Raw genomic sequence first — 25,669 nt, forward strand, 5'->3', positions numbered from 1 at the left:
ACTGAATACGGTTGTTATTGTTAGCGTAGATGTTCCAGGCGTTCGAGCATTTCCAGGCAGGAGCGACTGTTATGATACGGGCATTTCCACATGCTGATTTTGTCGTTGCCCAGTACCTTATGGTCGAGCGTAACGCCACTATACCACTCACCATTTTTAAGATCGAGCAGGTATTTTTTTATAAACTCCCAACTGCTGACGGCTTTGTCGAGAAATGGTTTCTCGTGGGTCAACTGATACGCATTCATGAAACCGACCATGGCTTCGGCCAGCACCCACCACGAGCGTTCGCTGTTTAAGTGGCCGTCGGGTTCAAGCTCGTAGTTCATGCCGCCGTCGCTGGGATCGAAGCCAGTCGCGGCCGCTCGCGCCATCTTTATGGCTACATCCCGAACGGTTTTCTGCAAGGATTTATCGGTCGGGTTCTTTGCTGCCAGCACATCGGCGGCTTCGGGCAAAAGCCACGACGCTTCGATATCGTGCCCGTACGAGATCGCTGTCCGCCGAACCTTCCAGTCATTGTCCATGAAGAGATTCATGCGATAGGTTTTCGGATCGATGATGTGGTCCAGAAACATACGAAGCATACCCCGCATTTGTGTAGCCACAGATGGATCGGGCCAAACTCGGTATAAGCTCGTGAAGGCCTCCAGAATGTGGAGGTGGGTGTTCATCGTCTTGCTTTCCTGATTGTCGTATTTGCTGATGATGTAATCCGTTGCGGGCGACCAGTCGCGAGCGAGGGCCTCTACGAATCCACCTTTTTTCGGATCATAAGCATGCTTTACCATCTGGCCAAATTGTTCTTTAGCCAAGGTTAGGGCAGGGGCGGAATGAGTCATCAGCGCGTATTCGCTCAGACCATAGAGTGCGAAAGCCTGGCCGTACAGGTGCTTGAGCGGATATTTTGGCTGGCCTGTTGCCTCGACGGACCAGTAAACGCCACCATATTGCGGATCGATGAAATACGTTTGAATGTATCGAAATGCCTGATCGGCGATGGGGCGGTAATCTTCATGCTGTGTGTGGCGGAGCGCTGCCGAAAACGACCACAGGATACGAGCGTTCAGCACGATGCCTTTGTCGGCTTTTGGATCAGGAACGTTCTGGTAGTTGACCCGGCCGTAAAAACCGCCATGCTCCGGGTCGGGTGCGTAGCGTTGCCAGTAAGCCAGTATGTCTTTATGTTCCTGCCGCAGCTCGGCCCGGAGTTGGTTGAGGTCCATAAACGGAATGATGAATTATAAATGATCAATCAGGAGGCCCGTGCGCTTCGTCATGTATCAGTCATAATTCATCATTCGGAAAAATCTACTCTTATTTGCGGCTACCATTCCGACTGCTGCTATGCCCGGAGTGCCCATGGCCACCCCGTTCTTCGGCAAGTTCTTCAGTGCTCATGCCCTGTGTCGTATGGTCATCTTCCTCGCCCTGCTTGCTCTTGTTGGCATTGGTCATTACACGCTCGCCGTTCGGACGATCCTTGCCCGTATCGTGGGCTTGCTGATTGCGGGTTCGGTCATGATTTGCCTGTAAATCCTTCGAACCCGGCTGGTCTGTGGTTTTGTGGTTAGCCATAACGTTGTTGTGTTTTGTTGTTAGTGTAAAACGCTGCCGACTTTATATTGTTTGCTCATAAAAAAAGACCTGCTCTGTATCAGAGCAGGTCTTTTTTCTACCAATCAAGTGTACCGAAAATTAATAATTCGGGTTTTGTGTCAGGATTTTCTTACCGCTTCCATCCGTAGCCTGGTAGTCAATCTGCGTTTGCGGAATGGGTAGGTATTCATCGCGGCCAGCGGTGAATTTAGCGCTGTTGTAGCCTACCGACAGCTTCGGTGTTTCGTAAGCCAGGAAGGCATTCAGCACAGGAGCCGCTACACCCCAGCGAACCAGGTCGAAGAAACGGTGCCCTTCACCCGACAGTTCCAGTTTACGTTCGAACCGAATGGCATCAGTAGCCGTTGCCTTATCGGTCCAGGGTGTCGTATAGGTATTGATAACGTAGTTGGCAGCATTGGCACCAGCCGACGTTTTAACCCAGTAGGCCGAGTTGGCAGCCCGCTTCCGAACCATATTGACGTAGTCCTGAGCTTTGGACAGACTACCGACTTCAACTTCACATTCAGCCGCCATCAGCAACACGTCAGCGAAGCGGATGAAGTTGTAGTTAATGGCCGAATAACCATCCGTCCACGAGCTACCATCGGTCAGGGTTTTATCCTGCGACTTGTAGAAAACGAATTTCTTCGGCGAATAAGGACCTGCGAAAGATTGGTCACGAATCCAGTCCTGACCTGGATGCACTGCCCAGTCCAGATAAGGAATGCCACGACGGCCTATCGACCAGTCCAGACGAGGATCGACCGGACCCGCATCAGGCGTAAACGCATCACCAGAAGCAAGGCCCTGATCGTTTTTCAATTGATTCGATCCGGAGTTGTAAGAGCCATCGAGCAGCGGCAAGCCATTTGCATTGACCCGGAACGAGTTAGCCAGCTCAAAGCTAGGTGCGAAGAAGCCGCAGCAGCCTGCAGGACCATTTGAACCCGTGTTGTACGGGAAGTTCAGGTTCAGGTTTGGGTTTGCATTGTCCGAGCTACCCGCGTTGGCTGCCGCCTGATCTGCGAAGATCGATTCGGAGTTTGTTTCCTTAGCCGCATTGAAAATATCCGTGTAGTTATCTACCAGTGCATACTTCGTACCGCTTGAGGTTGTACCGCTGGCAATCACCTGATCGAACTGGGTTTTTGCATCGGCATACTTTTTCTGATATAGGTAGGTTTTACCCAGATAAGCCGTAGCTGCCCACTTGTTGGCCCGGCCAACAGCCCCCTGTGTAGCAGGAAGGTTGTCCTGAGCATATTTGAAATCCGCTTCGATTTTTGGCCAGATGTCAACGTTGTTGGGCACTTTATCGATACCAGCCTGATAATCTACTGTCTCGTCTACGTACGGAACCATGTTGAACAACCGTTTCAGCAGGAAGTAATAGTGGCCCCGCAGAAACCGCGCTTCACCCGAAATCCGCTGCTTATCGGCTGCGGTTACGTCGGCCGCGGCCGTTGGGAGCGCGCGGAGAACCGCGTTTGTCCGGCTTACTCCTTCATACAGTGCCCGCCATTTCTGATTGATCTCCCCATTGGTAGCAATCATTTGCGGATAATTCTGGAAAGGCGTCAGCGCGTTAAAGTCACCCGAGTTAGACCCTTTGTTGGCATCACCTCCCGAAATACTACCGCGCGTCCAGTCGAGCGAAGAAGCAGCCTGATCATAACCACGACCGTTTAGTTCGGAGTAGGCACCGATCAGCAGGGCTTCGATACCTGCCTTGGAAGTCAGCTGGCTGCTGAATAAGGCAGCCGTTGCGGGGACTTCCAGGAATTTGTCATTACAGGCGAACGTAACCATTGAGAGCATCAGAGTGGCTACCGTTCCCTTTATAATAGGATTTTTCATAGTGCTAATTTGCCTGAGAAATTAGATGATTTTGGATCTTGAATCACCTGTCCGATCAAGTGAAGCGGACAGGTGATTCAATGCCGACATGAATTAGAAGCCAAAGCTTAAGCCAACGTTGTAAGCACGAGTGATTGGGTAGTTACCCACATCGATACCGAAGTTGGTATCAGCCGAACCACCAACCGCTGGGTCCAGACCTGAGTATTTCGTAATCGTGAACAGGTTTGTAGCCGTCAGCGATAACCGTAAACGGCTCATGTTGACCTTGTTCAACAATGTGGCGGGAAGCGTATAACCCAGGGTTAGGTACTGCATCCGACCATACGAACCGTTTTCTACGTAGTACGAGTTAGCCTGCGTGTTGGTGCTGAAGTTAGACGCACTTTCGAAAATGGGGATAGTCGTGTTCGTATGCGTTGGCAGCCACGAATCTTTCACCCGAGCGCTGACCGCAGCTCCCGTGAAAGACGGGTAGAAGTCCGTAAACCAGCGTTGGTTGTTGAAAATCTTGTTACCAAAGGTTCCGTAGATGTTCGTCGACAGGTCGAAGCCTTTGTAGCGCAGTGTCAGCGTAAGGCTACCCGTAAACTTCGGAATGGGGCTACCCAGGAATACCCGGTCAGCATCGGTAATCTTACCATCGCCATCGGTATCCTGATATCGGAAACGACCTGGAGCAGCACCGTCCTGTTTAGCCGCAGCGTCGACTTCGGCCTGGCTGTTAAACAGACTAACTACTTTATAGCCAAAGAACGATGAAAGAGGCTGACCAGGCTGGTTACGAACAACGTTCGTGCTCAAACGGGTACCACCAGCGGTAACATACGGAACGCTGGGGTCCAGGGCTACGATTTTGTTCTGCAGGTAGCTACCGATACCAGTTACTTCGTAGCTCAGGCCACTACCGCCAAGGTTGCCGCGGGTAGAGAGCAACAGGTCGATACCCTGGTTGTTCATACGGGCAACGTTGGTATAGGGAGCCGTTGCACGGTCACCGACAACGCCCGGCAGGCTAAGCTGGAATAGCAGGTCTTTGGTGTCTTTCTTCCAGAAATCGAGCACAACCTCCAGCTTGTTGTTGAAGAACGATCCGTCGATCCCGATGTTAGAGGTAATGCTGCTTTCCCATTTGGCCGCTGCGTTACCAATCTGGCTGCGGAAGAACCCAGCTGCAACGGCGTTGTTTGTACCGCTGATGTCGTAGCCGTTAGCCGCACTGGTCGTATACAAGCCATACTGGTTGGTAGCGCCCAGGAAGTTGGAGTTACCCATGATCCCGTAACCACCGCGGATTTTCAGATCCGATATCCAGGGCAGGTTCTTCATAAAGTTCTCACTCGAAATCCGCCAGGCACCCGATACAGCCGGGAATACGCCGTAGCGATTGCTGGCGGCAAACTGCGATGAACCGTCCCGACGAATAACACCCGTCACAATATACTTATCGTTGAAAGTATAGCGAGCCTGCGCAAACAGCGAATAGAATTTGTTTCCTAATCCGTTGTAGCTATTGACCTGACGCGTCGAACCCGGCGTGGTCGTTGCGATGGTTACGTAGTTTGGATCGGTTGTAAAAGGGTTCTGACCTGAGCCTGCAATGTTCCGTCCTGCACCTGTGTTCAGGGCTTCGATACCGCCCAGTGCAAAGATGTCATGTACGCCGAACTTCTGCTTATAGGTAGCCGTGTTGGTAAACGTCCAGGCTAACCCATAGCCAGCGCCTTCGCTGTAGGTATAGGTCGTGTTGTTCTCCGAGTTTTCGTATTGCACCCGCCCGTAGCTGTTGTAATAGTTACTAAAATACACGCCACCGATGCTGCTCCGGAGCGTTACTGCCGGAATGAGATCGTATTCGAGATAGGCATTACCAAAACCGTAGATGTTGAAGTTACCGTTGTTGGCGGCTGCCTGACGGTTAGCTACCGGGTTACTTGGGTTATTAAAGCCCTTGGCTGCCGTACCCGCATACCCACCGAACGAGTTATAAATTGGAATGATCGGAGCCATACGGAAGGCTAACAGCACGTCGTTTTCGTCGGAAGACGAGCTTGAGTTGTTGTTGGTGCCGTTACCAAGCTGGCTACCTACGCCCCCAAGAACACCGACGTTGCGGATATAAGCAATCTGGAAGTTTTCACCAAAGCGCAGTTTCTTGGTAATGTCGAAATCCGTATTGGCCCGGAGTGTATAACGCGAGAAGTTGTTGTAGTTAACGATACCGGCCTGGTTTTGCATCCCTAAGCTGACATAGAAGCGGCTGTAGTCTGTACCACCCGAGAAGCCTAGGGTATGGCGCGTAAGCGGAGCTACGCGGGTAATAGCTTTGTACCAGTCCGTCCCTGCTTTGTTAGCCGCAATAACGTTGTAAATAGCGCCGTTGGCCGGGTTCACGTTATAGTTTTTCGCTTCTGCGGTCAGATCAACCTGCGAAGCCGTCAGACCCGTTCGGGTGCCTACCAGCAGATAATCGGGCAGAACTGGGGTTTGGCCCGATCCATACTGACCGTTGGCGATACCTGTAAAGCTGTCGGGTCCAACAGTTTTGCCAGCCTGGAAGATGTCATTTTTGCGGGCCTGCCAGGTCCAGTCAGCCTGCTCCTGCGGATTCAGAACCGATGGTCCATGACCTGGATCGGTTACACCGTACAGGCCATCGTAGCTAACGCTCAGTTTCTGAGCACGGCGCTGGCCGTGTTTCGTCGTGATGACAATCACCCCGGAAGCAGCCCGCGCTCCATAAATAGAAGCCGAAGCCGCATCTTTCAGGACGGTCGTGGTTTCGATATCATCAGGCGAAATGTACTGGATGTTTTGCGTCGGTACGCCGTCCACAACATACAGCGGCTGGTTACCACCGAATGAGCCAAAGCCCCGTACGCGGATCTGGCTACTCGTACCGGGCTGCCCATTCGTAATGACGGTTAACCCAGCTACGCGACCCTGCAACTGCTGCTCGACGTTGGCCGAAGGAACAACTTTCAACTGCGCTGGTTTTACGGTCGACACGGCTCCCGTTACATCCCGACGGTTTTCGGTAGAGTACCCCGTTACGACGACCTCACTCAGGGCCGTCGCGTCGTCTTCGAGCGTTACATCAACGGATGTACGGTTACCGACGGTAATTTCCTGCGTTTTGAAACCGATGGCCGAAATAACCAGAACGGGGTTGTCGCCCCGTACGCTTAAGCCGAAGTTACCATTGGCATCCGAAGAAGTACCTGTTTGTGTACCTTTTAATACGACGTTGGCCCCTGGAACCGGACCATCTGCACCCGTAATTTTACCCGTCACCCGACGGTCCTGAGCTGAAGCGTTTAGCCCCCACAGCAATAGTACTGTACTCAGGAATGCAGTCTGCAGATACCTGTAGAACGATGCTTTCATGAAGATTAGGTTGGTTTTTAAATTGGTAAAACGCATCAATATTAGATTAGTTAAATTATATTTCAAAGTAAAATCATGATAAAAAAAACAGATCTACATGGTTAAAACCGCATTAAATATTAGGAAAATTATATGTCTTTTGTTGGAATATCTCTGATTATCAATTTGTTAAACCGATTGCATAAGAATTTAACAAAAATTAATTATATTTTTTGTTGGTATTTTTTTGATTAAATTTATGAGTAATAGCTTTATGGCCTAAGTAATTACCACCGTACTTTTACGGCATCATGCACACGAATTATTACTTCTTACGGCAGCTCGCACCGGCCCTTCAGTCGGCTTTGGTAAGTAAGAATACCCCCCCTGAAAGCTATACGGATTCGGCCAGTTCCAGGCTTCGATTTATGGAATGTTACAGCCAGGATCGGGATGAAGTTGTGCTTATATTTGCGCAGGCAAGGGGAAAAACCAATTATTACCGGCCCTTCTTTATTAAGGCAACGCTTAAGCCCGACTTCTCCGGATTGCTCTTCCCAACGACTGTCCAGCGGGCGCGAAACAACAGTGTCGACTTGTTCCAATCGGTCGTTGGCATGGCGGGCGAGGAGCGGGCCGTGGTAGGGGTTCGCTCTTTCCTGAACGAACGCTGTCTGGCGATCCTGCTGGAAGATGATTTCTCGTTATTGTTCAAATTTTTCGGAAATCGTCCAAACCTTCTGGCCTTCCAGGGTAACCAGGTTATCGATGTATTTAACCAGCAATTATTAACCGACAAAGAGCTTTTATTCAATGCATTCGATCGGCCGATCGATCAGTCGTATGAAGCGTTTGAGCGGGCCGGTTCTGATTACCGAAAATTGTTTCCAACCTTCGGTAAACTGGTGAATGGATGGCTTGACGAGCAGTTCAGCGCCACTAAAGCAATCGACGGCCCGGAAAAATGGGCTGTCATTCAGGAAACGCTACGACAACTGGAACAGCCGCGTTATTATTTGACCCGGCTGTCGCACAAGCCAACGCTTAGCTTACTTCCCGTCGGCGAAATCCAGCGGGAGATCGACGAGCCGATGGAAGCGGCTAATCGCTTTTATACCAGCTACAATGGGCTCAGTACCTTCGAGCATGAAAAGGCCGATTTGTTACGGCTGCTCGAGAAACGGCGAAAACGAGCCGAAATGCAGGTAGAAGCGTCTATGCAACGACTTATTTCCAGAGAGGAAGGAGCTAGTAACGAGGAGATAGGCCATATACTGATGGCTAACCTGCACGACATTCCGCAGAGCCTTAGCCTGAAATCGCCCGAACGGTTAACGCTATACGATTTCTATCGTGATCAGCCTATCACGTTGAAACTCAAGCCTGATCTTAGTCCCCAGAAGAACGCCGAGAACTTTTACCGAAAAGCCAAAAACGAAAAAATCGAAGAACAGTATTTAGCCGACCAGATCGAAGCCCGTGATGCAGAGCGGGTCCGCCTTCTTCAACATAAAGCGGATATCGAGACGATTCAGACGCTGAAAGAACTACGCCGGTATGTGAAACAGCACAGCCTGCTTCAGGATACGAACTCGGGCAAAGCAGGAGAGGCAGGACCGATGTTTAAAGAAGTAATCGTCGATTCGTTTCGAATTCTGATTGGGCGGAACGCCAAAAACAACGATCTGCTGACGCAGAAATACGCTTATAAAGACGATCTCTGGCTCCATGCGCGTGATGTTTCAGGGTCACATGTGGTAATAAAATACCAGGCCGGTAAATCTTTTCCCAGGAATGTCATTGAGCGAGCCGCCGAACTGGCTGCTTGGTACTCAAAACGTCGGCACGACAGCTTGTGCTCAGTGACAGTAACCCCCAAAAAATACGTTCGAAAACCGAAAGGGCTGGCTGAAGGGCAAGTGTTGGTCGATAAAGAAGATGTCGTGCTGGTCGTTCCCAAAGGCGAATAACCGGTTGTTATTCTTATCGCAACACTACGGCCCGGCTCTGCTGACCATCCGGTGTTTCGATGGTTAGGATATAACGCCCCGCAGCCAATCCGTGTACGGTCAATAGCCTGCTATGGGAGCCTGGCACGAGATTCGTTTCGCTAACCGTTCGAACTCGCTGGCCGAGAACGTTGATCAGCGACAGGGCAACGGTTGTGGTTCTGGATAGCGTAAAATCGACTGTCAGGGTTTCAGCGGTTGGGTTAGGGTATACACGAAGCGCATCCAGGGTCGGCTCCGGCTGGAGAGCTAACACGACCGCTGGTTCAATGGCTTTTAAAATCCAGTTATTGGGGTCGATTACCACATCCGATACGGGTCCCCGGCTCGGAAGCGTAAAGGATTGATCCGGCTGGTCATTCAACACCGTCACAGTTGTATCGCCTACTACCGACTGCACCCGAATCTGGACAGGCATAGTAAACGAAGCAGGAGCCGTGGCGGTCGTATTGCGCTGTTGCAGACGTACCGTGACGGTTGTTGGGGAGGTTGCGGCCGTTACCGTGACACGATAGGTTGGATACCCTTCGCCGTAAATCCACTGCCTGAAAAAATAATCCAGGTTCTGACCTGATACCTGTTGGGTTACCGTCTGAAAATCGTCGGTTGCTGCGGTCCGGTAGGCTAGCGCCGGGGAAGCCACGTAGGTGCGCAGGATTCGGAAAAACGTACTGTCACCGACAATACCGCGAAGCATGTGGAGTACCACCGCACCTTTAGCGTAAGTGCGGCTATAACTGAAGATGCTATTGAAGTTGCTAATGTCCTGCACGTAGATAGAACCACGGGCATTGCGGGCGCCGGCCATGAAACTGATGATGGCCTGCTGGTAACCTGTGGGGGGGCGGACCGATTCGGCGTAAAGAGCTTCGGCGTAGGAAGCGAATCCTTCGTTCAGCCAGATATTTTTCCAGTCGCGGCAAGTGATTTTATCACCGAACCATTGGTGCGCCAGTTCATGAGCAATCACCGTTGGCGACAGGGCAGCCGCTTCCATCGAACTGATTGTTTGGTGTTCCATACCGCCGTTGCCCTGGCCAAACTGAGCGTGCCCGTATTTTTCCCGAAGAAATGGGTAGGGACCGAAGCGATCCGTAAACAACTGAAGCATTTTTGGGGTCTCATCCAGACTGGCCCGTACTGTGGGTAACACTTCGGGATAAATGTAGTGCGTTACTGGCAGGGTCTGATTGCCGTAATAGAAAGGTGTATCGTACTGAGCATAGTTCGAGAGAGCTATCGAAATTAAATACTGAGCAATCGGATAGCTGTTCTTCCAGAAATACGTTCGGGTACCATCTGGATTGGTCGTTATACGGACAAGCCTGCCGTTGGAGACTGAAACAAACTGAGCGGATGCCGTAATGCGTACCGACGATGAATCAGCTTTGTCAGCCGGAGTGTCCCGGCACGGAAACCAGTCAGGCGCCCCGTAGGGTTCGCTCAGGGTCCAGATGGCTGGGTCTGTCGTATTCTCGTGTCGGCTAAACCGAAAGCTACCCAGGTCGCGGCTGGAAGGAACGCCCTGGTAAAAGACGGTTAGTGTCAGTGCCTGGCCCTGGGTTAACGGCTGTGCGGGGGTAATCGTCAGCCGGTTTTGTTCGTGCCGAAAGCGAAGGGGCTGATTGCCCACTTTTACCGAATCTACCCGCAGTCCTTCGCCAGCAGTAGCGGTGGTTGAAGTCAGATCCAGAAAAAAGCTACTCAGATTCGCCGTAGTGCTTATGAGCGAAATGGTTGCGGCTGCTTGCAGATAGTTGGGTAAATAGGTGATCTGCAGATCGAGTCCGTAATAAGTCACATCGATCGATGCGTCGCCAGGGTAGGCTACCCTGGCTTTGGGGTTGGCGGCCAGCCGCTCGAAATAGCGCATTTTGGCCAACTGACAGAACTGCCCGCCAGCGGGTTCCACCTGGGCCTGAACCAGCAGTGGAAAACAAAACAGAAAAAGCAGGAAGCGCATTTTAGGGAAGTTGCCTACAGTACGGTTTCGATCGCTATCGTAAAATCAAACGGCTGAATAATGGAAAAGTTATTCACCGGAGGGCAAAGCGGGGCGTCCATTCGTTTGGTTTTCGGCCTGCTCTTTCAGGGCTTCCAACTGGCGTTGTTCGGCTTCGGGCAGTTGGAGCTGCCACCCCATCGAACTGGCCAGCTGGTACATCATATACTGAATCTGGTTGTTGGCGATTTTGGGCAAATCACTCTGCAACGCCCGCTCGTTCATGGCCTGCTTTGCTTCATCCAGAATTTGAGTATAGTCTGCTCCGCTGAAGTGATTTAAAATACCGGCCTGAATGTCATAAAACTTATAGTCGGTATCGATCGATAAGACCTCTGGTTGCGGAAAAGCTTCGATGACCAGCTTTTTCTCCCCGTCGGCCGGAATCCGGAAGCGGACTTTAGCGAAGTCGAAACCGACCAATACCTTCGACTTGGCAATGACCATCGCTTTTTTCGGGTCATTCAGAACATACAGAATTTTTTTCTGATCCTGGTAATTGTAAATCTCTGAGAAATAACCTTCGGCCATCACTACCTTGAAGACTTTCTCGATCCGCTCCAGCAACAATACCGAATCCTGCCGAACTTCGGTTATGCCGGTTCGCTGGCGTAAAGCATTGGCCAATGCCACCCCGCCACCCGCACCGACCAGTAATAACAAGGTAATTGTCAAAAAATCCATAGGGAGTGCATTAGGCTGTTTGAGTCCACAAAGTGATATCCACTGCTTTTATTGACCCGAAAAACGAAGCAGAGTAACACCGGGTAGCGAGGTAGTTTTTATCAGGCCGCCGTGTTCCATACACAGATCATTTTATAGACGAACCGTTGATCACCTTTACCTGTTTACCAGCGGCTTCCATAAAAGAAGCGCGATGTTGGTTAACATCGCGCTTCTGCTCAAAGAATCTATTCGACTTATTTTGCGTAAGCGACGGCCCGCATCTCCCGAATCACAGTCACTTTGATTTGACCGGGGTATTGCATTTCTTTCTCGATCTTCTGTGAAATCTCGTAAGAAAGTACACCGGCCCGCTCGTCGGAAACATGGTCCGCATCGACCATAATCCGTAGTTCACGGCCGGCCTGGATAGCGTAACACTTGGTGACACCCGGAAAGCTTCCTGCCAGTTCTTCGAGGTCTTTCAGCCGCTTGATATACGATTCCATCATCTCGCGTCGGGCCCCCGGCCGCGACCCTGACACCGCGTCACAAACCTGTACGATGGGCGAGATCATACTGGTCATTTCAATTTCATCGTGGTGAGCGCCGATAGCGTTGATGACTTCGGGGTTCTCTTTATATTTTTTGGCCAGTTCCATGCCCAGAATAGCATGGGGAAGCTCGGCTTCTTCGGGCCATACTTTGCCAATGTCGTGGAGCAGACCCGCCCGCTTGGCCAGTTTGGCATTCAGCCCCAGTTCAGCCGCCATCGTGGCGCAGAGCTTCGCCACTTCGCGCGAGTGCTGGAGCAGGTTCTGCCCATAACTCGAACGAAAACGCATCCGACCAACCATTTTGATCAGTTCGGGGTGAAGGCCGTGAATGCCCAGGTCGATAACCGTACGCTCGCCGATCTCGACGATCTCGTCTTCGATATTTTTCCGGGTTTTGGCAACAATCTCCTCGATTCGGGCCGGGTGGATACGGCCGTCCTGCACGAGCCGGTGCAACGACAGCCGGGCAATTTCGCGCCGGACCGGGTCGAAACCCGAAATGATAATGGCTTCGGGCGTGTCATCGACGATAATTTCGACTCCGGTAGCGGCTTCCAGCGCGCGGATGTTGCGCCCTTCCCGGCCAATGACTTTCCCTTTGACGTCGTCAGATTCGATGTTGAAGACCGACACGCAGTTCTCGATCGCGTGCTCGGTTGCCGTACGCTGAATGGTTTCGATCACCACCTTTTTGGCTTCTTTGGTAGCCGTCAGTTTGGCTTCTTCGACGATGTTTTTAATATAGGAGGATGCGCGTGTTTCGGCTTCGGCCTTAAGGTTTTCAATGAGCTGTTCGCGGGCCTGATCGGCGGAAAGACCGGCAATCTTTTCGAGCTGCGCCACCTGGTCGGCCATCATCCGATCGGCTTCCTGCTGCCGCCGGTCAACATCTTCACGCCGTTTGTTGAGCGCATCGATCTGTTGGTTGAGGCTGTTTTTCTGCTGGCCAATCTCGTTACGGAGCTGATTGAGTTCATTTTCGCGAGTGCGCTGCTGATCGGCCTGCTGATTCAGTTGCTGTTCGCGCTGCTTGAGTTTACCTTCGTTCTGGAGAAGTAGATTTCGTTTCTGGTTGGTCGTTTCTTCAAACTCAGCTTTTAACTTCAGGTATTTTTCTTTGGCCTCCAGCATCCGGTCTTTCTTGATCGTTTCGGCCTGGAGTTCCGCATTTTTTAAAATAGCAGCGGCTTTTTCTTCCGCTTCTTTTTCGTGCTTTGCACGAACGCCGGCCATCATCTGCCGGCCAATTAGTATGCCGATTCCACCGCCCACAAGGGTTGTCAGAATCGCTAACCAAACTGGAATGTCCATTGGACTATATCGTTAGGGTTGAACAAATAAACCATCAACCTGTCGCGATACGAGTGCCTGAACGCAAACTCGAGAATATACGGGCCCTGCCCGCCGGTTGGTTACGTTGTAACGACCGGCGTAGTGGCCTGGTCTAACTGAGTGATTTTGTCAAATACCAATTGTTGTAATCGCTGCATTTGTTGTTCGCCTTTGATCCGATTGATCAAACAGTCGAAGGCCACCATCGCCAGGGCATCCCGCGTATCTTTAAAGCCTTCTCCCCGGTATTGTTTTATTTGGTCCTGAATCTGCCTGGCAACATCGCGCACCAATGCTTCAGCGTCCGGCTCTACAAACATTTTGTAGTGTCGGTCAGCAATTTTTACGCGAATCAGCAGTTCTTCCATAGCTGCAGTTGGCACCAGTAAAGCCTAAGCTCCGGCACCCATTTAGGTTTATGACAAACTACTCAAGTGAGCAATACACCGTTCTAGTTCCCGGATGTACTCGTCGAGTTGTTGTTTTAAATCGGCATTCGTATCTGTATCAGACGGGTTGTCTTTTACAATTATACCAACATCTTTCGAGATTGGTGTACTTTTTTCCGAATTAACATGTTTTTCCCGAAGTTCGTTATAGGCCGCTTGTTTTTTTTGAAGCCGGGTCCGTAAGGTCGTGTTGGCTTTCTCCAGCACCTTCACCCGGTTTTGTGCCGCATCGTATACGCTTTTAAGCTGCTTGATTTTGTATTCAAGCCGCTCAAGTAAGGCAATAATCTGATGTTCGCTAACCACAGTCGTTAATCAGTGAATTACTCCTTTGCGTACCTACACATCGGGGGTTTATTTTCGGATTACAGCGCCCAGCTCCTGCTCGAAAGCTGCCATAAGCCGCTGCATGGTTTTGTCAATGGTAACGTCGGTAAGTGTCTGAGCCGAATCCTGCAGCATAAAGCTGACCGAATACGCTTTTTTATCATTCCCCAGATTCTCGCCTTCGTAAACGTCGAACACGTTGATCGTTCGTAATAACTTCCGTTCTGTCTGACGGGCCAGCCGATTGATCTGCTCGAATGTAATACGCTTGTCGAGTACCAGTGAGAGATCGCGTCTGACTTCCGGAAAGCGCGAAACTTCTTCGTAACGGGTTTTGCCTGTCGCCAGTTTCAGAAGCGCCTGCCAATCGAAGTCGGCGTAAAAAACCGGTTGCTTCAGGTCGACTACTTTCGCCAGTCGGGGCTGAATCAAGCCTAAGCTTACCAGCGGTTTTTTATTGACGAGGTAGGTCAGCCCGTATTGAAACAGGGTAGTGTCGGCAGGTTGTGTATCGAACGATTTGATCCGGAACAGATTCAGAATGCGCTGAACCGCTGTAGCCAGGTCATGGTAAGCCACCGACCGGCCTTTCTGAAGCCAGCTTTCAGCTTCCTGATTACCGACCATTGCCAGACTTAATCGCATGCGTTCCGTATAGCGGGTTGACCCATCTTCAAGTTTTACTTTATGATAAACTTTACCGAACTCAAAGAATTTTAGCTCTTTCTGCCGACGGTTTGTGTTATAAACCAACGTTTCGAGGGCCGAGAAGAGCAATGACTGTCGCATCACCGATAGCTCTTCGCTGAGCGGGTTCAGCAGGACTACGTCTTCTCCGGGTAGTGTCGGGCGGATGGCGTCGTGATAAGCCGGTCGCGTCAGCGACAGGGTTAGAATTTCGTAGAAGCCATTGGCCGCCATAAGCTGCCCCACGCGACTTTGCCACTGGTCGGGATCGGTTTTTGGAAACTCCGACAACGAGTCGGCGGTAAGCGTAACCGACAGTGGTACGTTATCCAGCCCATAAATCCGTAGAATCTCTTCAATGACGTCGGCCTCGCGGGTTACGTCTACCCGATAGGGAGGGACAATCGCTATGAAGTCATGATCGTCCGAAGCTGGCTCAACCTGAATGTCTAGCGACGCCAGAATTCGCTGAATTTCTGCGTGGTCAATCTGAATACCGATCAGCCGATCGATGTTGCGGTAACGCATAGGCACCCGGAACGGCTCGACAGGGACTGGGTAAATATCGGTAACATCTGAACTAACTATCCCCCCGGCAACTTCCCCAAGGAGTAGAGCGGCTCGTTTCAGGGCAAACAGAGGCATGTTGGGATCGGTACCCCGCTCGAATCGGAACGAAGCGTCGGTCTTCAGTCCATGATGCTGTGCCGTTTTTCGAACGGAGGTCGCTGAGAAATAAGCCGATTCCAGAAAAATGCGGGTCGTTGTGGCCGATACACCCGAATACTGGCCGCCGAACACCCCCGCGATGCACATTGGTTTTTCGGCGTCGCAGATCATCAGATCGGTTGCGGTAAGCCTGCGCTCGACACCATCCAGGGTAGTGAAGGGCGTTCCTTCCGGCAGAGTTTTCACGAGGACCTGTCCGCCGGCGATTTTATCGGCATCGAATGCGTGCAGCGGCTGGCCCAGATCATGGCAAACAAAATTGGTGATGTCGACAACGTTGTTGATCGGTTTCAGACCGATGCTCAGCAGCCGCTGTTTCAGCCAGTCGGGCGACTCGCCAACGGTCAGCCCGCTAATTGTCAGGCCCGTGTAGCGGGGGCACGCTTCAGTCGCTTCAACCCGGACGTCCAGGGTAAGGTCGGTGCTGTGTACCGCAAATGCATCAACCGATGGCAGCCGCAGCGGACGCTTGAGCGCAGCTTTCAGATCGCGGGCGGTGCCGAAATGCGAAGCTGCGTCGATCCGGTTCGGGGTTAAGCCAATGGCAATCTGGTAGTCGGCTTCGAGGTTGAAATAGCGGGCGGCTGGGGTTCCGTTGGGCAGTTGGGTGTCCAGGATCATAATCCCGGCATGCGATGTTCCCAGTCCAATTTCGTCTTCGGCGCAAATCATCCCTTCCGAGGCCGCTCCCCGAATCTTAGCTTTCTTGATCTGAAAGGGCTCCCCCGAGCTGGGGTGCAGGGTAGCGCCTACCAGCGCTACGACAACCTTTTGCCCAGCGGCCACATTGGGCGCTCCGCAAACAATAGAAAGTGGCTGGTCGGTACCGACGTCCACTGTGGTCAGGCTTAATTTATCGGCGTCGGGGTGTTTGGTGCAGGTCAGCACTTCGCCGATAACTACACCTTCCAGCCCACCGGGAATGGCCTCAATTTTTTCAACTCCTTCTACTTCCAGCCCGGTAGAGGTCAGAATCTTGCCGACTTCTTCGGGCAACTCGGGTAAATCAATAAACTCCTGTAACCATTTATAGGAAACTTCCATACGGCGTCCTGGCAAATAAATGGTGCAAAGGTAGGCAGAAAGCCGGAAAGTAAGGACGACAAACGCAAATGCTTCGCCTTGATTTTTACTGACCTAATGGTAGCGTTCGCCGGCCTTTACCGCCACCGGAAGGGTATTTTCGGCGGGTGGGATGGGGCAGGCATAGGTTGGATTATACGCACAGTATGGATTATAGGCCGTGTTGAAATCCACGACAGCATGATTGTCGGTCAGCTTTTTTGGATCGAGTTCGATGTAGCGGCCCCCACCATACGTTTCCTTGCCAGACGTAGCATCGCGAAATAAAATGGAATAGGTATTCTGCTGTTTCACGACCAACAAGCGGCAGGCCTGTCCATTCAGGCTGAAAACCGCGTGCGCAAACTTATCATATACTTCTTCGCTGCCATCGCTCATCCGGACCACGAGTTTCTGGGTCTTATCGGCAAATGGCTCCAGGCGGGCTACCACCCGGTATGCCGGATCAGGCTGGTAATAGTTCAGCCCTCTAAACCTTTTTTTATCCAGGATGGGCGAACTGGCATCCGTCTGTAAATAATTATTTTTCTGTTTCCGGTCTGCATCCAATTGCTGGCGATAGGTTTCCGGCGAAATGGATTCGTCCAGGCCACCGGCTGAGGTGATATTGTTGCCGTCGAAGAAGGTGTAATACAATACGATCAGCGCCAGTAGAAACAGGCCCGTCAGAAAAAATTTATTCTTGATCATGACTGAAACAGGCAGGTTGACCAGGCAATTATCCGCCTTTCTGAAAGAAGGATCAATGATAAGAAAGTATACGCAAAAGGCAAAGCGTCGGTTGGTTGGAGCCAACGACTTCACTCGCTGGCCAGAAAAGTGTTTTTACCCGACTATTGTGTTAGTTTAGTATTAAGTCTGTTCGTTTTTAGGCGGATACACTGCTGACTTTTAACGGATTTTAATAAATTTAAGGGTAAAAAAAACCGTCTCTGCAAAACAGTTAACTTCAAATTGCGAATGGCCCAACTTTACGAACTAAAAACCTTTACTTCTAACACTGGGAATCTGACGGTCTTCGAGCATATTATTCCTGGGGTCATTCAGCGCGTTTTTTATATTTATGAAGCGGGGAAGGGGACACGTGCGGGTCACCGCCATCATAAAGCCTGGAATGCTCTGATATGTCTGAACGGCAGTTGCCGCGTCTATAGCAACAACGGCGTCGAGGAAACTACGTTCCAACTGACTAATCCACGCCAATGCCTCGTCTTGCAACCCGAAGACTGGCATACTATGGACGATTTTTCGGAGGACGCCATCCTACTGGTCGTTTCGAATGAGCTTTACGATAAAGACGATTATATCTATGAGCCTTATCCGCCGAAACAGTCTGAAGCGTCAGTAATGGTTGCGTCGGCATGATTCCTTTTCTGGATCTGAAACGCATCAATGACCCATACGCGGTAACGCTTCAGCAGGCAATCGACCGGGTACTGGCGTCGGGATGGTACATTCTGGGTCGTGAAGTCGAGGCTTTCGAAAAACAGTTTGCTACGTTCTGCCAGACTAAACACTGCATCGGTGTTGGCAATGGCCTTGATGCGCTCACGCTTGTGCTGAAAGCCTGGGATTTTCCGGCGGGCAGCGAGGTGATCGTCGCGGCAAATGCCTATATCGCATCGGTACTGAGCATCAGCCACGCCAACCTGACACCCGTTCTGGTCGAACCCGATCCACAAACGTACCTGCTTGCTCCTGCAAACATAGAGGGGGCCATTACGGCCCGGACGAAGGCTATTCTGCCCGTTCATCTGTACGGGCGGTGTTGCGAGATGGACCCTATCGATGAGCTGGCGCAACGGTATGGCTTGCGCGTGCTTGAAGATGCCGCCCAGGCGCATGGGGCTCAGTATAAAAGCAGGCGGGCCGGTAATCTGGGCGATGCCGCTGGCTGGAGCTTTTATCCCAGCAAAAACCTGGGCGCCCTGGGCGATGCCGGCGCTATTACGACAAACGACGATGCACTGGCAGAGCAGTTACGAGCCTTGCGCAATTACGGTTCCAGTCAGAAATACGTGAATGAGTACCTGGGCCATAATAGCCGACTGGATGAAATGCAGGCTGCGATTCTATCCGCTAAGTTACCAGCGCTCAACACTGATAATAGTCGCAGACGCACGATCGCCCGGCGTTATTTAACGGAAATTCACCATCCAGTTGTGCATTTGCCGCCTTCGGATCAGTTGGAACAGGACGTATGGCACTTATTTGTGGTTCGGCATCCCCGGCGAGATGCTTTCAGGAGTTACCTCCGTGAGCGCGGTATCGGAACCGATGTGCATTATCCGATTCCACCCCACCGTCAGAAAGCGTATGCATCAATGGCAGAACTGTCGTTTCCGATTGCGGAGCAACTGCACCAAGAAGTGGTTAGCCTGCCGCTCAATCCGGCTCTGACAGATGAAGAAGTAACACATATTGTTGAGACGATTAATGTAATGCCTGACTAACTCAAGTCATTCGCTGAGAGCGGTGCTTCTCCGTTTTCACTGAATCTTCCTCCTGCATGAATCTATCTGTCGTTATTCCGGTCTATAACAGCGAGCGAACCATAGGCCCACTGATCGAGCGTTTACAGACTTGTCTGGCCGGTCTGTCGTTTGAAGTGGTGTTGGTGAATGATGGCAGCGCTGATCGGTCGGAGCAGGTTTGCGAGCAACTGGAAGCTAGCTATCCAAATGTGCGGTTTATTTCGCTTCGTCGGAATTTCGGTGAGTTCAATGCGGTGCTGTGCGGGTTAAATTATGCCCGCGGTGACTACGTGGCGATCATCGACGACGATTTCCAGAATCCACCGGAAGCCATTCTTACCCTTGTCGAGACGGCAGAAGCCGGGCGGTTCGAGGTAGTTTACAGCCGCTATGCGCAGAAGCAGCACCACTGGTTTCGTAATCTGGGCAGCTGGCTGGTCAATATGCTGACGACCTATTCGATTGGTAAACCGCGTGATCTTTACTTATCAAGCTTCAAGCTTATTCGACGCGACGTTGTCGATGAAATCGTTCGCTATCGCGGTCCATATCCTTATATCGACGGGCTTATTTTTCGAGTTACCCGTAACGTAGGTAGCGTGACCGTGCCGCACGCAGCGCGTGCCGACGGGCGTTCGAGCTATACGGTTGGCAAGCTTATCGCTCTGTTTGTCAATGTATTTGTTGGCTATTCGCTCTGGCCAATACGGCTTTTTACGGTATTTGGGGCAGTTTTATTTAGCCTGAGTTTGTTGAGCGGATTTCTCCTGTTGGCGGGTTGGCTGAGTGGGGTTTTCCGGGTTCCTGGATGGGGTATCGTACTCTGGGCTATCGGCATGGGCCTGGCAGTGCAACTCCTGTTTTTGGGGGTCTTGGGCGAATACCTTGGTAAATTATTCATGGCCTACAGCGGCTTACCGCCGTATGTAGAAAAAAGAGTGTCTAGTGGTCAGTAGGTAGTGGCTCGTCAATCCGCTGATCGCTACCTACTGACCACCACCAACTACCTATGATCGGTCTGTCGGAAGAATACGAAAAAATGTTTCGGCTGGAAGGGCAATTGTGGTGGTATCGCCATTTGCACGAACGGGTCGAGATCGCCCTGCGGAAGCACTTCGGTAACCGACGGGATATCAGCATCCTGGATGCGGGCTGCGGTACGGGCGGCATGCTGGACTACCTGCGTCGTCGGGAGTATACCAACCTACGCGGGCTGGACGGTTCGACCGATGCGGTATCGTTCTGTCAGGAGCGCCGTCTTCCGGTCACATACCTCAATTTAAAGGACCTGGCTACGTTCGAACCCGCCGTTCAGTACGATGCAATAATTTGCAACGACGTGTTCTGTTATTTTACCGATACCGATCTGCCTTTGCTGCTGTCGGCGCTGGCCCACCGACTGAAACCAGCCGGAATTTTACTGAGTAACAACAATGCGTTCGATGTATTTCAGGGGCAGCACGATATTGCCGTCGGGATCATTCGCCGGTTCGTGTTAGCCGATTTCGAACGGCTCATGCCCCCTGCCCGCTTGCAGATCATTCAGGCAACTTATTGGAGTTTTCTATTGTCTCCCCTGATCCTTGGTATACGTCAGTGGCAGCGTTTGCAGTTGAAATTCGGCTGGAGAAAGCCCGAAGAGGCTCAGTCGGATGTGTATCTGCCTGCCGACTGGCTCAATGAAACCCTCTATCGCATCGTTACGGCCGAACAAAAAATTCTGCGCCGAACCCCCTTTGGCAGTTCGCTGTTTATGGTAGTCGATGGGCGTTAGGCTTACTAACCACGATCAATTAACCCCTATTGACTACCATGTTTACCGGTATCATTGAACACACAGGCCACGTGGCCGCTATTACAGCTGAAGGCACTAACCTGACCTTCAGCATTGAGTCGTCTATGGCTCCCGAACTGAAAATTGACCAGAGCGTCAGCCATAACGGTGTATGCCTGACCGTTACCAGCGTTGCAGATGGGAGTTATACCGTTACTGCCGTCGATGAAACTCTCAAAAAAACGAATCTGGGGCAACTGCAGGTCGGCCATACGGTCAACCTCGAACGGTGTATGCCCGCTACCGGTCGGTTCGACGGGCATATCGTACAGGGGCATGTCGACCAGACTGGTATCTGTACCAACGTTCAGGATATGAACGGCAGCTGGCTGTTCGATTTTCAGTATGCCGTTGAGCCGGACGGAAATCCCGAAAGTCAGAATATAACCGTAGAAAAAGGGTCGATTTGTATCAATGGTGTGAGTTTAACCGTTTTTAATTCGCAGCCGGACAGCTTTCGGGTAACGATCATTCCGTACACCTACGAACACACGAATTTTCGCAGCCTGAAAGCGGGCGATGTAGTTAATCTGGAGTTCGATATTCTGGGTAAGTATATCAAAAAAATGCTGGCAGCTTATCGGTAGCCGTCCGCAAACCACTAATTTTACCCGATCGATGCCGGGAAGTGTCCTATACGCATAGGATCCGGACGAGTGAATGCCCACACAGATTCTGATGAATTTATTGCGAACGAATGACTAAAATCAGCACCCGCTCCCTTTCTGACCTGCTGATTCAAATTGGCATTATCCTGGCCTTGCTGGCGGCCTTATTCCTGGCGTTTTTCTTTGTTTATCTGCCCTTTACGACCAACCACGGCCAGACCATTACCGTGCCCGACCTGGAGAAACTGAGTCTGGATGAAATGCAGAACTTACTGGAAGACCGGAATCTACGCTACGAAATCGACTGTACCTATGTGGCGGGCCATCAGCCGCTAACGGTTTACCAGCAATACCCAAGGGCCAACTCGAAAGTAAAGGAAGGGCGTAAAATCTATGTGACGGTTATTCGGCGCATGCCGCCGTTGGTGGCCATGCCACAACTGGTCAATCTCACCTCCCGGAGTGCCGAACTGAATCTTATCTCGCTGGGCCTGGAGATTGGCACACGGACGTACGTGCCCGATGTGGCCAAAAACGCCGTTATTCATCAGTTATATAACGGGAAGGAAATTGCGCCGGGAACTACCATACCCAAAGGCGCAAAAATCGATCTCGAAATTGGCGATGGGTTAGGCACTACGCTGTTTGAAGTTCCGAATGTTGTTGGGCTGGCCCTGGATGAAGCCGAAGCCGCCATTCGCGGATCTAACCTGAAGGTGGGCACAAAAATTTCCGTCACCGATCCTGAGAAAGAAGTGGGCACTGTGGTTCGGCAACACCCCGAGGCTCGTTCCGGCGAACGTATTCGGGTTGGCGAAACCATGGATTTGTGGGTTGTGGGGCCAATTGAACCTGATCAGTAATCGTTTTCGGCACGCTATCCCATGAGAACAGCTTTACTAACTCATTCGTCCATACGTTCTTTTGCCAAACGGGTTCTGGTGGCCTGCTTACTGCTGTCGAGCGGGCTGACGTTTGCCCAAACGACGCTGAATTTGCCGTTCTTCGACGATTTTTCGACGGCGTCGGGGCGGCCGGGTCTCGACCAGCCCGACCCCACCCGCTGGCAACCGGGCAGTGGAGTGTACATCAACAATACCCTGGCGATCAACCCGCCGACGGTCAATGTTGCCTCCTTCGATGGGTTGAAGGCTAACGGGCTGCCGTATGTACAGAACAATCCGCTGTCGCAGGACTATACGGATACGCTCACCTCTTTACCTATCAATCTGGCTGGCCTGACAGCCGCCGATTCGGTTTACATTAGTTTTTATTGGCAGGCCAGGGGGCTGGGCGAATTGCCCGATGCGGGTGACACATTGAGCCGGCAGGCCGCCGATTCGCTGACGCTTCAGTTTCTGGATCGTACGGGCAACTGGAAAACAGCCTGGGCCGTAGCCGGTGGCGTGGTCAACAATAATTTTTTTCAGGTTTTCGTGCCCGTGCGGGATGCTAATTATTTCCATGCTGGATTTGCTTTCCGTTTTCGCTCGTTCGGGCGGGGCTCGGGGCCATTCGATGTCTGGCATGTCGATTACATCTACCTGAATCGGGGGCGGACCGTTAATGACCGGTTTGTGAAAGACGTGGCCATGCGCCAGGCATTGAGCCCGTTTTTTAAGCGGTATACGGCTATGCCCCTGACGCAGTACCTGGCTAACCCGGCTGCCGAAACCGCCGATTCCATCACGACAGATATTAACAACCTGTTCAATAATTTCAATTTTACTACCTACCATTTTACGGTGCGGGATGAACTGACGGGCCGTCTGATTCAGGATGATCCACAGACAAGTTCGCTGCTGATTCCGGCACTTAGTTCACAACGAAAGTCAATTAAACCAACGCCCGCAACTGGCTTCGGATCGGCAACGAAAGCGACCCTACGGTATAAAGTTGACCTGCTCACCACCGACGACCAGAATCCGTCTATCCCTGGCGTGAATCTTCGCCGAAACGATACCCTCTCGGCGGTGGCTATCCTGGATAATTACTACGCCTATGACGACGGTACCTGGGAGTACGCGCAACAAATCAGGCAGAACGAACAGATTGCGACGCGGTTTATCGCCAATAAACCCGATGCTATTCTGGGAGTCAGGGCCTGCATTGTTCCGTTCACAACGAATCAGACGGGGCAGTCATTTGTCGTCAATGTGTACAGTAGCAGCAACGGGCGGCCTGGCAGCGTAATTTATCGGCAGTCGTTTTCAATGCAGTATCCTGCTTACCGCAACGGATTCGTCGATTATACGTTCAGCAGAACCGTTGCCATTCGAGATACTTTCTTCATTGGCTATCAGCAGGTCAGTAGTGTCGACACGACGCTGTTGCGGTTAGGCTTCGATAAGAACAGCCCATTTGGCGCGCAGATTTTCTATAACGCTGGTACACACTGGGATCAGAATCTTTCGTCGCCATCGCTGAATTTGCAGGGCGCGTTCATGCTGCGACCCGTAATGGGTGGTAAACCAGACACGGTAATCACGGCAGCGCCCGAACCCGAACCGTTGGCTCCGTTACAGGTTTATCCGAATCCGACGGCTGGCCTGGTCCGCTGGGACGAGCCTCGGCTGAGCCGGCTGCAGGTACTAACCAGCAGCGGACGAATATTGCTCACGTATGAACCTGTGCGGGGGCAACAAACGTTAGATGTAAGTCATCTGCCCAATGGGTTCTATTTGATCCGGCTCTGGGCCGACCAGCGGACGATGGTGCAAAAGATTATTATTCAACATTAACCTGACGCCGATAGTGATCAGTCATTCGTGACTGCGAACTATCGACTGCCGACTAACCACGATCAACTATTTATGGACATTACCGTACAGGAACTGAAAGAGCGACTTGACAAAGGCGAGAAACTGAACCTTTTCGATGTTCGCGAACCCAACGAATATGAGGACGACAACATCGGTGGTACCCTGATTCCACTGGGGGATTTACAATACCGTCTGGATGAACTCGACGGCTTACAGGACGAAGAAGTAATTGTGCACTGCCGGTCGGGTAAGCGCAGCGGTATGGCGCAGCAGATTCTGGAAGAAAATGGCTTCAACAACGTTCGCAACGTACTTGGCGGTATGCTGGCCTACCGCGCTCAATAAAAGTATGATGTATGTTATATGAAATATGGCCAGTGATCCCATACGTCATACGTCATACATCATACATCTCAGGATTTCTTCTTCCTGATCCGGCCTGAACCACTGGTAGTCGCCCTGGTTTCGAAACCAAGTAAGCTGGCGTTTGGCATAACGGCGGGAGTTCCGTTTGAGCAGACGCGTCATTTCATTATAATCGTACGTACCATCCAGGTACGGAAAAACTTCCTGATAGCCAACCGTTTGCAGCGGTGAAAGATGTCGATACGGGCGCAGTGAACGCACCTCATCGAGTAAGCCCGCAGCCAGCATAGTGTCCATGCGAGTCTCGATTCGGGCGTAGAGTTCATCGCGTGGGCGTTCCAGGGCGATCAGAACGGGCTCAAACGGTCGTTCGGTGGTTTGCTGTCGTCGGAACGACGAATACGGCTGGCCCGTGGCCAGGCACACTTCCAGCGCCCGCGTCACCCGAATGGGGTTTTGCAGATCGGCGGTCTGGGCATATACCGGGTCTAGCTGGCACAGCTCGTCGACAAGCGGTGCTAATCCTTCCTGTTGCCAACGAACCAACAAGTGCTCCCGCAAGGCAGGCTCGACCGGTGGAATGTCGTCCAGACCAAAGCAAACCGCGTTGATATACAAACCTGTTCCACCTGCCAAAATCACTACTTCTTTGGTCAGAAATAACTCGTCCAGCAAGGCCAGACATTCTCGCTCGTACCGCCCGGCATTGACGGGGTCGGTAATCGAATGGGAATCGATGAAGTGATGCCGAACACCGTCCATATCAGCAGGCGATGGCTTGGCTGTACCGATGGTAAGTTCGCGATACAACTGTCTGGAATCGGCCGAAACCACATCCGTCTGAAGCCGCTTAGCCAACTGCACGCACAAGGCCGTTTTGCCAACCGCGGTTGGACCCGCTACAACAAGTAATTTTTTCACCTGATCAGTCATAGTTCTTAGGCAATCGGCGCCACCTCATA

Annotated in this window: 21 protein-coding genes; 9 read left to right on the top strand and 12 right to left on the bottom strand. The window is 51.6% G+C overall.

From position 1 onward, the window contains the following. Positions 1 to 20: 20 nt before the first annotated feature. From ACYVC2_RS13955 to ACYVC2_RS13970, 4 genes are all read right to left on the bottom strand, one after another. A complete protein-coding gene (locus ACYVC2_RS13955; protein ID WP_461103052.1) occupies positions 21 to 1,226 on the bottom strand; it encodes an AGE family epimerase/isomerase in 1,206 nt (401 codons plus the stop codon). Between the two features lie 91 nt (positions 1,227 to 1,317). Further along, positions 1,318 to 1,578, bottom strand: a complete 261-nt coding sequence (locus ACYVC2_RS13960) for a hypothetical protein (RefSeq protein ID WP_461103053.1) — start codon at positions 1,576 to 1,578, stop codon at positions 1,318 to 1,320. 120 nt (positions 1,579 to 1,698) lie between these two features. Further along, positions 1,699 to 3,459, bottom strand: coding sequence for a RagB/SusD family nutrient uptake outer membrane protein (locus ACYVC2_RS13965; protein ID WP_461103054.1), 1,761 nt, complete (start codon positions 3,457 to 3,459; stop codon positions 1,699 to 1,701). A 93-nt stretch (positions 3,460 to 3,552) separates the two neighbouring features. Beyond that, the gene (locus tag ACYVC2_RS13970) at positions 3,553 to 6,846 is read right to left on the bottom strand and encodes a SusC/RagA family TonB-linked outer membrane protein (RefSeq protein ID WP_461103055.1); all 3,294 of its coding nucleotides are present in this window, start codon (positions 6,844 to 6,846) and stop codon (positions 3,553 to 3,555) included. Between the two features lie 290 nt (positions 6,847 to 7,136). On the opposite strand from ACYVC2_RS13970, the gene ACYVC2_RS13975 reads away from it, so the two are divergent. Then, positions 7,137 to 8,795, top strand: a complete 1,659-nt coding sequence (locus tag ACYVC2_RS13975; protein ID WP_461103056.1) for an NFACT RNA binding domain-containing protein — start codon at positions 7,137 to 7,139, stop codon at positions 8,793 to 8,795. A gap of 13 nt (positions 8,796 to 8,808) precedes the next feature. Here the strand turns inward: ACYVC2_RS13975 and ACYVC2_RS13980 are convergent, their stop codons facing one another. The 7 genes from ACYVC2_RS13980 to ACYVC2_RS14010 form a co-directional block, all read right to left on the bottom strand. Continuing rightward, positions 8,809 to 10,797: a M1 family aminopeptidase gene (locus ACYVC2_RS13980; RefSeq protein ID WP_461103057.1), complete on the bottom strand. Its 1,989-nt coding sequence runs from the start codon at positions 10,795 to 10,797 to the stop codon at positions 8,809 to 8,811. A 69-nt stretch (positions 10,798 to 10,866) separates the two neighbouring features. Continuing rightward, on the bottom strand, positions 10,867 to 11,520 hold the full coding sequence (locus ACYVC2_RS13985; RefSeq protein WP_461103059.1) for a DUF4230 domain-containing protein: 654 nt from the start codon (positions 11,518 to 11,520) through the stop codon (positions 10,867 to 10,869). A 236-nt stretch (positions 11,521 to 11,756) separates the two neighbouring features. Then, complete coding sequence (gene rny, locus ACYVC2_RS13990) at positions 11,757 to 13,367, bottom strand: ribonuclease Y (protein WP_461103060.1); 1,611 nt, start codon at positions 13,365 to 13,367, stop codon at positions 11,757 to 11,759. A gap of 101 nt (positions 13,368 to 13,468) precedes the next feature. Then, positions 13,469 to 13,756, bottom strand: a complete 288-nt coding sequence (locus ACYVC2_RS13995) for a cell division protein ZapA (RefSeq protein ID WP_461103061.1) — start codon at positions 13,754 to 13,756, stop codon at positions 13,469 to 13,471. Between the two features lie 48 nt (positions 13,757 to 13,804). Beyond that, positions 13,805 to 14,143 carry a hypothetical protein gene (locus tag ACYVC2_RS14000; protein WP_461103063.1) on the bottom strand — a complete coding sequence of 113 codons (339 nt, stop codon included), beginning with the start codon at positions 14,141 to 14,143 and terminating at the stop codon, positions 13,805 to 13,807. Between the two features lie 48 nt (positions 14,144 to 14,191). Continuing rightward, on the bottom strand, positions 14,192 to 16,624 hold the full coding sequence (gene pheT, locus ACYVC2_RS14005) for a phenylalanine--tRNA ligase subunit beta (protein ID WP_461103064.1): 2,433 nt from the start codon (positions 16,622 to 16,624) through the stop codon (positions 14,192 to 14,194). 93 nt (positions 16,625 to 16,717) lie between these two features. Next, positions 16,718 to 17,353: a DUF1684 domain-containing protein gene (locus ACYVC2_RS14010; protein ID WP_461103065.1), complete on the bottom strand. Its 636-nt coding sequence runs from the start codon at positions 17,351 to 17,353 to the stop codon at positions 16,718 to 16,720. 270 nt (positions 17,354 to 17,623) lie between these two features. On the opposite strand from ACYVC2_RS14010, the gene ACYVC2_RS14015 reads away from it, so the two are divergent. From ACYVC2_RS14015 to ACYVC2_RS14050, 8 genes are all read left to right on the top strand, one after another. Continuing rightward, entirely contained in the window at positions 17,624 to 18,028 is a 405-nt protein-coding gene (locus ACYVC2_RS14015) for a sugar 3,4-ketoisomerase (RefSeq protein ID WP_461103067.1), read from the top strand. Next, positions 18,025 to 19,116, top strand: a complete 1,092-nt coding sequence (locus ACYVC2_RS14020) for a DegT/DnrJ/EryC1/StrS family aminotransferase (RefSeq protein WP_461103068.1) — start codon at positions 18,025 to 18,027, stop codon at positions 19,114 to 19,116. The genes ACYVC2_RS14015 and ACYVC2_RS14020 overlap by 4 nt, the downstream gene beginning before the upstream one ends. A 56-nt stretch (positions 19,117 to 19,172) precedes the next feature. Further along, positions 19,173 to 20,093 (top strand): glycosyltransferase family 2 protein, encoded by a 921-nt coding sequence (locus ACYVC2_RS14025; protein WP_461103069.1) that lies wholly within the window; start codon positions 19,173 to 19,175, stop codon positions 20,091 to 20,093. A gap of 53 nt (positions 20,094 to 20,146) precedes the next feature. After that, entirely contained in the window at positions 20,147 to 20,911 is a 765-nt protein-coding gene (locus ACYVC2_RS14030) for a class I SAM-dependent DNA methyltransferase (RefSeq protein ID WP_461103071.1), read from the top strand. Positions 20,912 to 20,949: 38 nt separating this feature from the next. Then, the gene (locus ACYVC2_RS14035) at positions 20,950 to 21,558 is read left to right on the top strand and encodes a riboflavin synthase (protein WP_461103072.1); all 609 of its coding nucleotides are present in this window, start codon (positions 20,950 to 20,952) and stop codon (positions 21,556 to 21,558) included. A gap of 110 nt (positions 21,559 to 21,668) precedes the next feature. Further along, entirely contained in the window at positions 21,669 to 22,442 is a 774-nt protein-coding gene (locus ACYVC2_RS14040; protein WP_461103073.1) for a PASTA domain-containing protein, read from the top strand. 21 nt (positions 22,443 to 22,463) lie between these two features. Then, entirely contained in the window at positions 22,464 to 24,320 is a 1,857-nt protein-coding gene (locus ACYVC2_RS14045; RefSeq protein ID WP_461103074.1) for a T9SS type A sorting domain-containing protein, read from the top strand. Positions 24,321 to 24,392: 72 nt separating this feature from the next. Continuing rightward, positions 24,393 to 24,686, top strand: a complete 294-nt coding sequence (locus tag ACYVC2_RS14050) for a rhodanese-like domain-containing protein (RefSeq protein WP_461103076.1) — start codon at positions 24,393 to 24,395, stop codon at positions 24,684 to 24,686. 45 nt (positions 24,687 to 24,731) lie between these two features. On the opposite strand, the gene miaA is transcribed toward ACYVC2_RS14050, so the two are convergent. Next, a complete protein-coding gene (miaA, locus tag ACYVC2_RS14055) occupies positions 24,732 to 25,640 on the bottom strand; it encodes a tRNA (adenosine(37)-N6)-dimethylallyltransferase MiaA (protein WP_461103077.1) in 909 nt (302 codons plus the stop codon). Positions 25,641 to 25,669: the final 29 nt, after the last annotated feature.

Source organism: Spirosoma koreense, from assembly GCF_054777875.1.

Coding starts and splice junctions, on each gene's coding strand:
- ACYVC2_RS13955 (WP_461103052.1), bottom strand. CDS start 1,226: ATGGACCTCAACCAACTCCGGGCCGAGCTGCGGCAGGAACATAAAGAC.
- ACYVC2_RS13960 (WP_461103053.1), bottom strand. CDS start 1,578: ATGGCTAACCACAAAACCACAGACCAGCCGGGTTCGAAGGATTTACAG.
- ACYVC2_RS13965 (WP_461103054.1), bottom strand. CDS start 3,459: ATGAAAAATCCTATTATAAAGGGAACGGTAGCCACTCTGATGCTCTCA.
- ACYVC2_RS13970 (WP_461103055.1), bottom strand. CDS start 6,846: ATGAAAGCATCGTTCTACAGGTATCTGCAGACTGCATTCCTGAGTACA.
- ACYVC2_RS13975 (WP_461103056.1), top strand. CDS start 7,137: ATGCACACGAATTATTACTTCTTACGGCAGCTCGCACCGGCCCTTCAG.
- ACYVC2_RS13980 (WP_461103057.1), bottom strand. CDS start 10,797: ATGCGCTTCCTGCTTTTTCTGTTTTGTTTTCCACTGCTGGTTCAGGCC.
- ACYVC2_RS13985 (WP_461103059.1), bottom strand. CDS start 11,520: ATGGATTTTTTGACAATTACCTTGTTATTACTGGTCGGTGCGGGTGGC.
- rny (WP_461103060.1), bottom strand. CDS start 13,367: ATGGACATTCCAGTTTGGTTAGCGATTCTGACAACCCTTGTGGGCGGT.
- ACYVC2_RS13995 (WP_461103061.1), bottom strand. CDS start 13,756: ATGGAAGAACTGCTGATTCGCGTAAAAATTGCTGACCGACACTACAAA.
- pheT (WP_461103064.1), bottom strand. CDS start 16,624: ATGGAAGTTTCCTATAAATGGTTACAGGAGTTTATTGATTTACCCGAG.
- ACYVC2_RS14010 (WP_461103065.1), bottom strand. CDS start 17,353: ATGATCAAGAATAAATTTTTTCTGACGGGCCTGTTTCTACTGGCGCTG.
- ACYVC2_RS14015 (WP_461103067.1), top strand. CDS start 17,624: ATGGCCCAACTTTACGAACTAAAAACCTTTACTTCTAACACTGGGAAT.
- ACYVC2_RS14020 (WP_461103068.1), top strand. CDS start 18,025: ATGATTCCTTTTCTGGATCTGAAACGCATCAATGACCCATACGCGGTA.
- ACYVC2_RS14025 (WP_461103069.1), top strand. CDS start 19,173: ATGAATCTATCTGTCGTTATTCCGGTCTATAACAGCGAGCGAACCATA.
- ACYVC2_RS14030 (WP_461103071.1), top strand. CDS start 20,147: ATGATCGGTCTGTCGGAAGAATACGAAAAAATGTTTCGGCTGGAAGGG.
- ACYVC2_RS14035 (WP_461103072.1), top strand. CDS start 20,950: ATGTTTACCGGTATCATTGAACACACAGGCCACGTGGCCGCTATTACA.
- ACYVC2_RS14040 (WP_461103073.1), top strand. CDS start 21,669: ATGACTAAAATCAGCACCCGCTCCCTTTCTGACCTGCTGATTCAAATT.
- ACYVC2_RS14045 (WP_461103074.1), top strand. CDS start 22,464: ATGAGAACAGCTTTACTAACTCATTCGTCCATACGTTCTTTTGCCAAA.
- ACYVC2_RS14050 (WP_461103076.1), top strand. CDS start 24,393: ATGGACATTACCGTACAGGAACTGAAAGAGCGACTTGACAAAGGCGAG.
- miaA (WP_461103077.1), bottom strand. CDS start 25,640: ATGACTGATCAGGTGAAAAAATTACTTGTTGTAGCGGGTCCAACCGCG.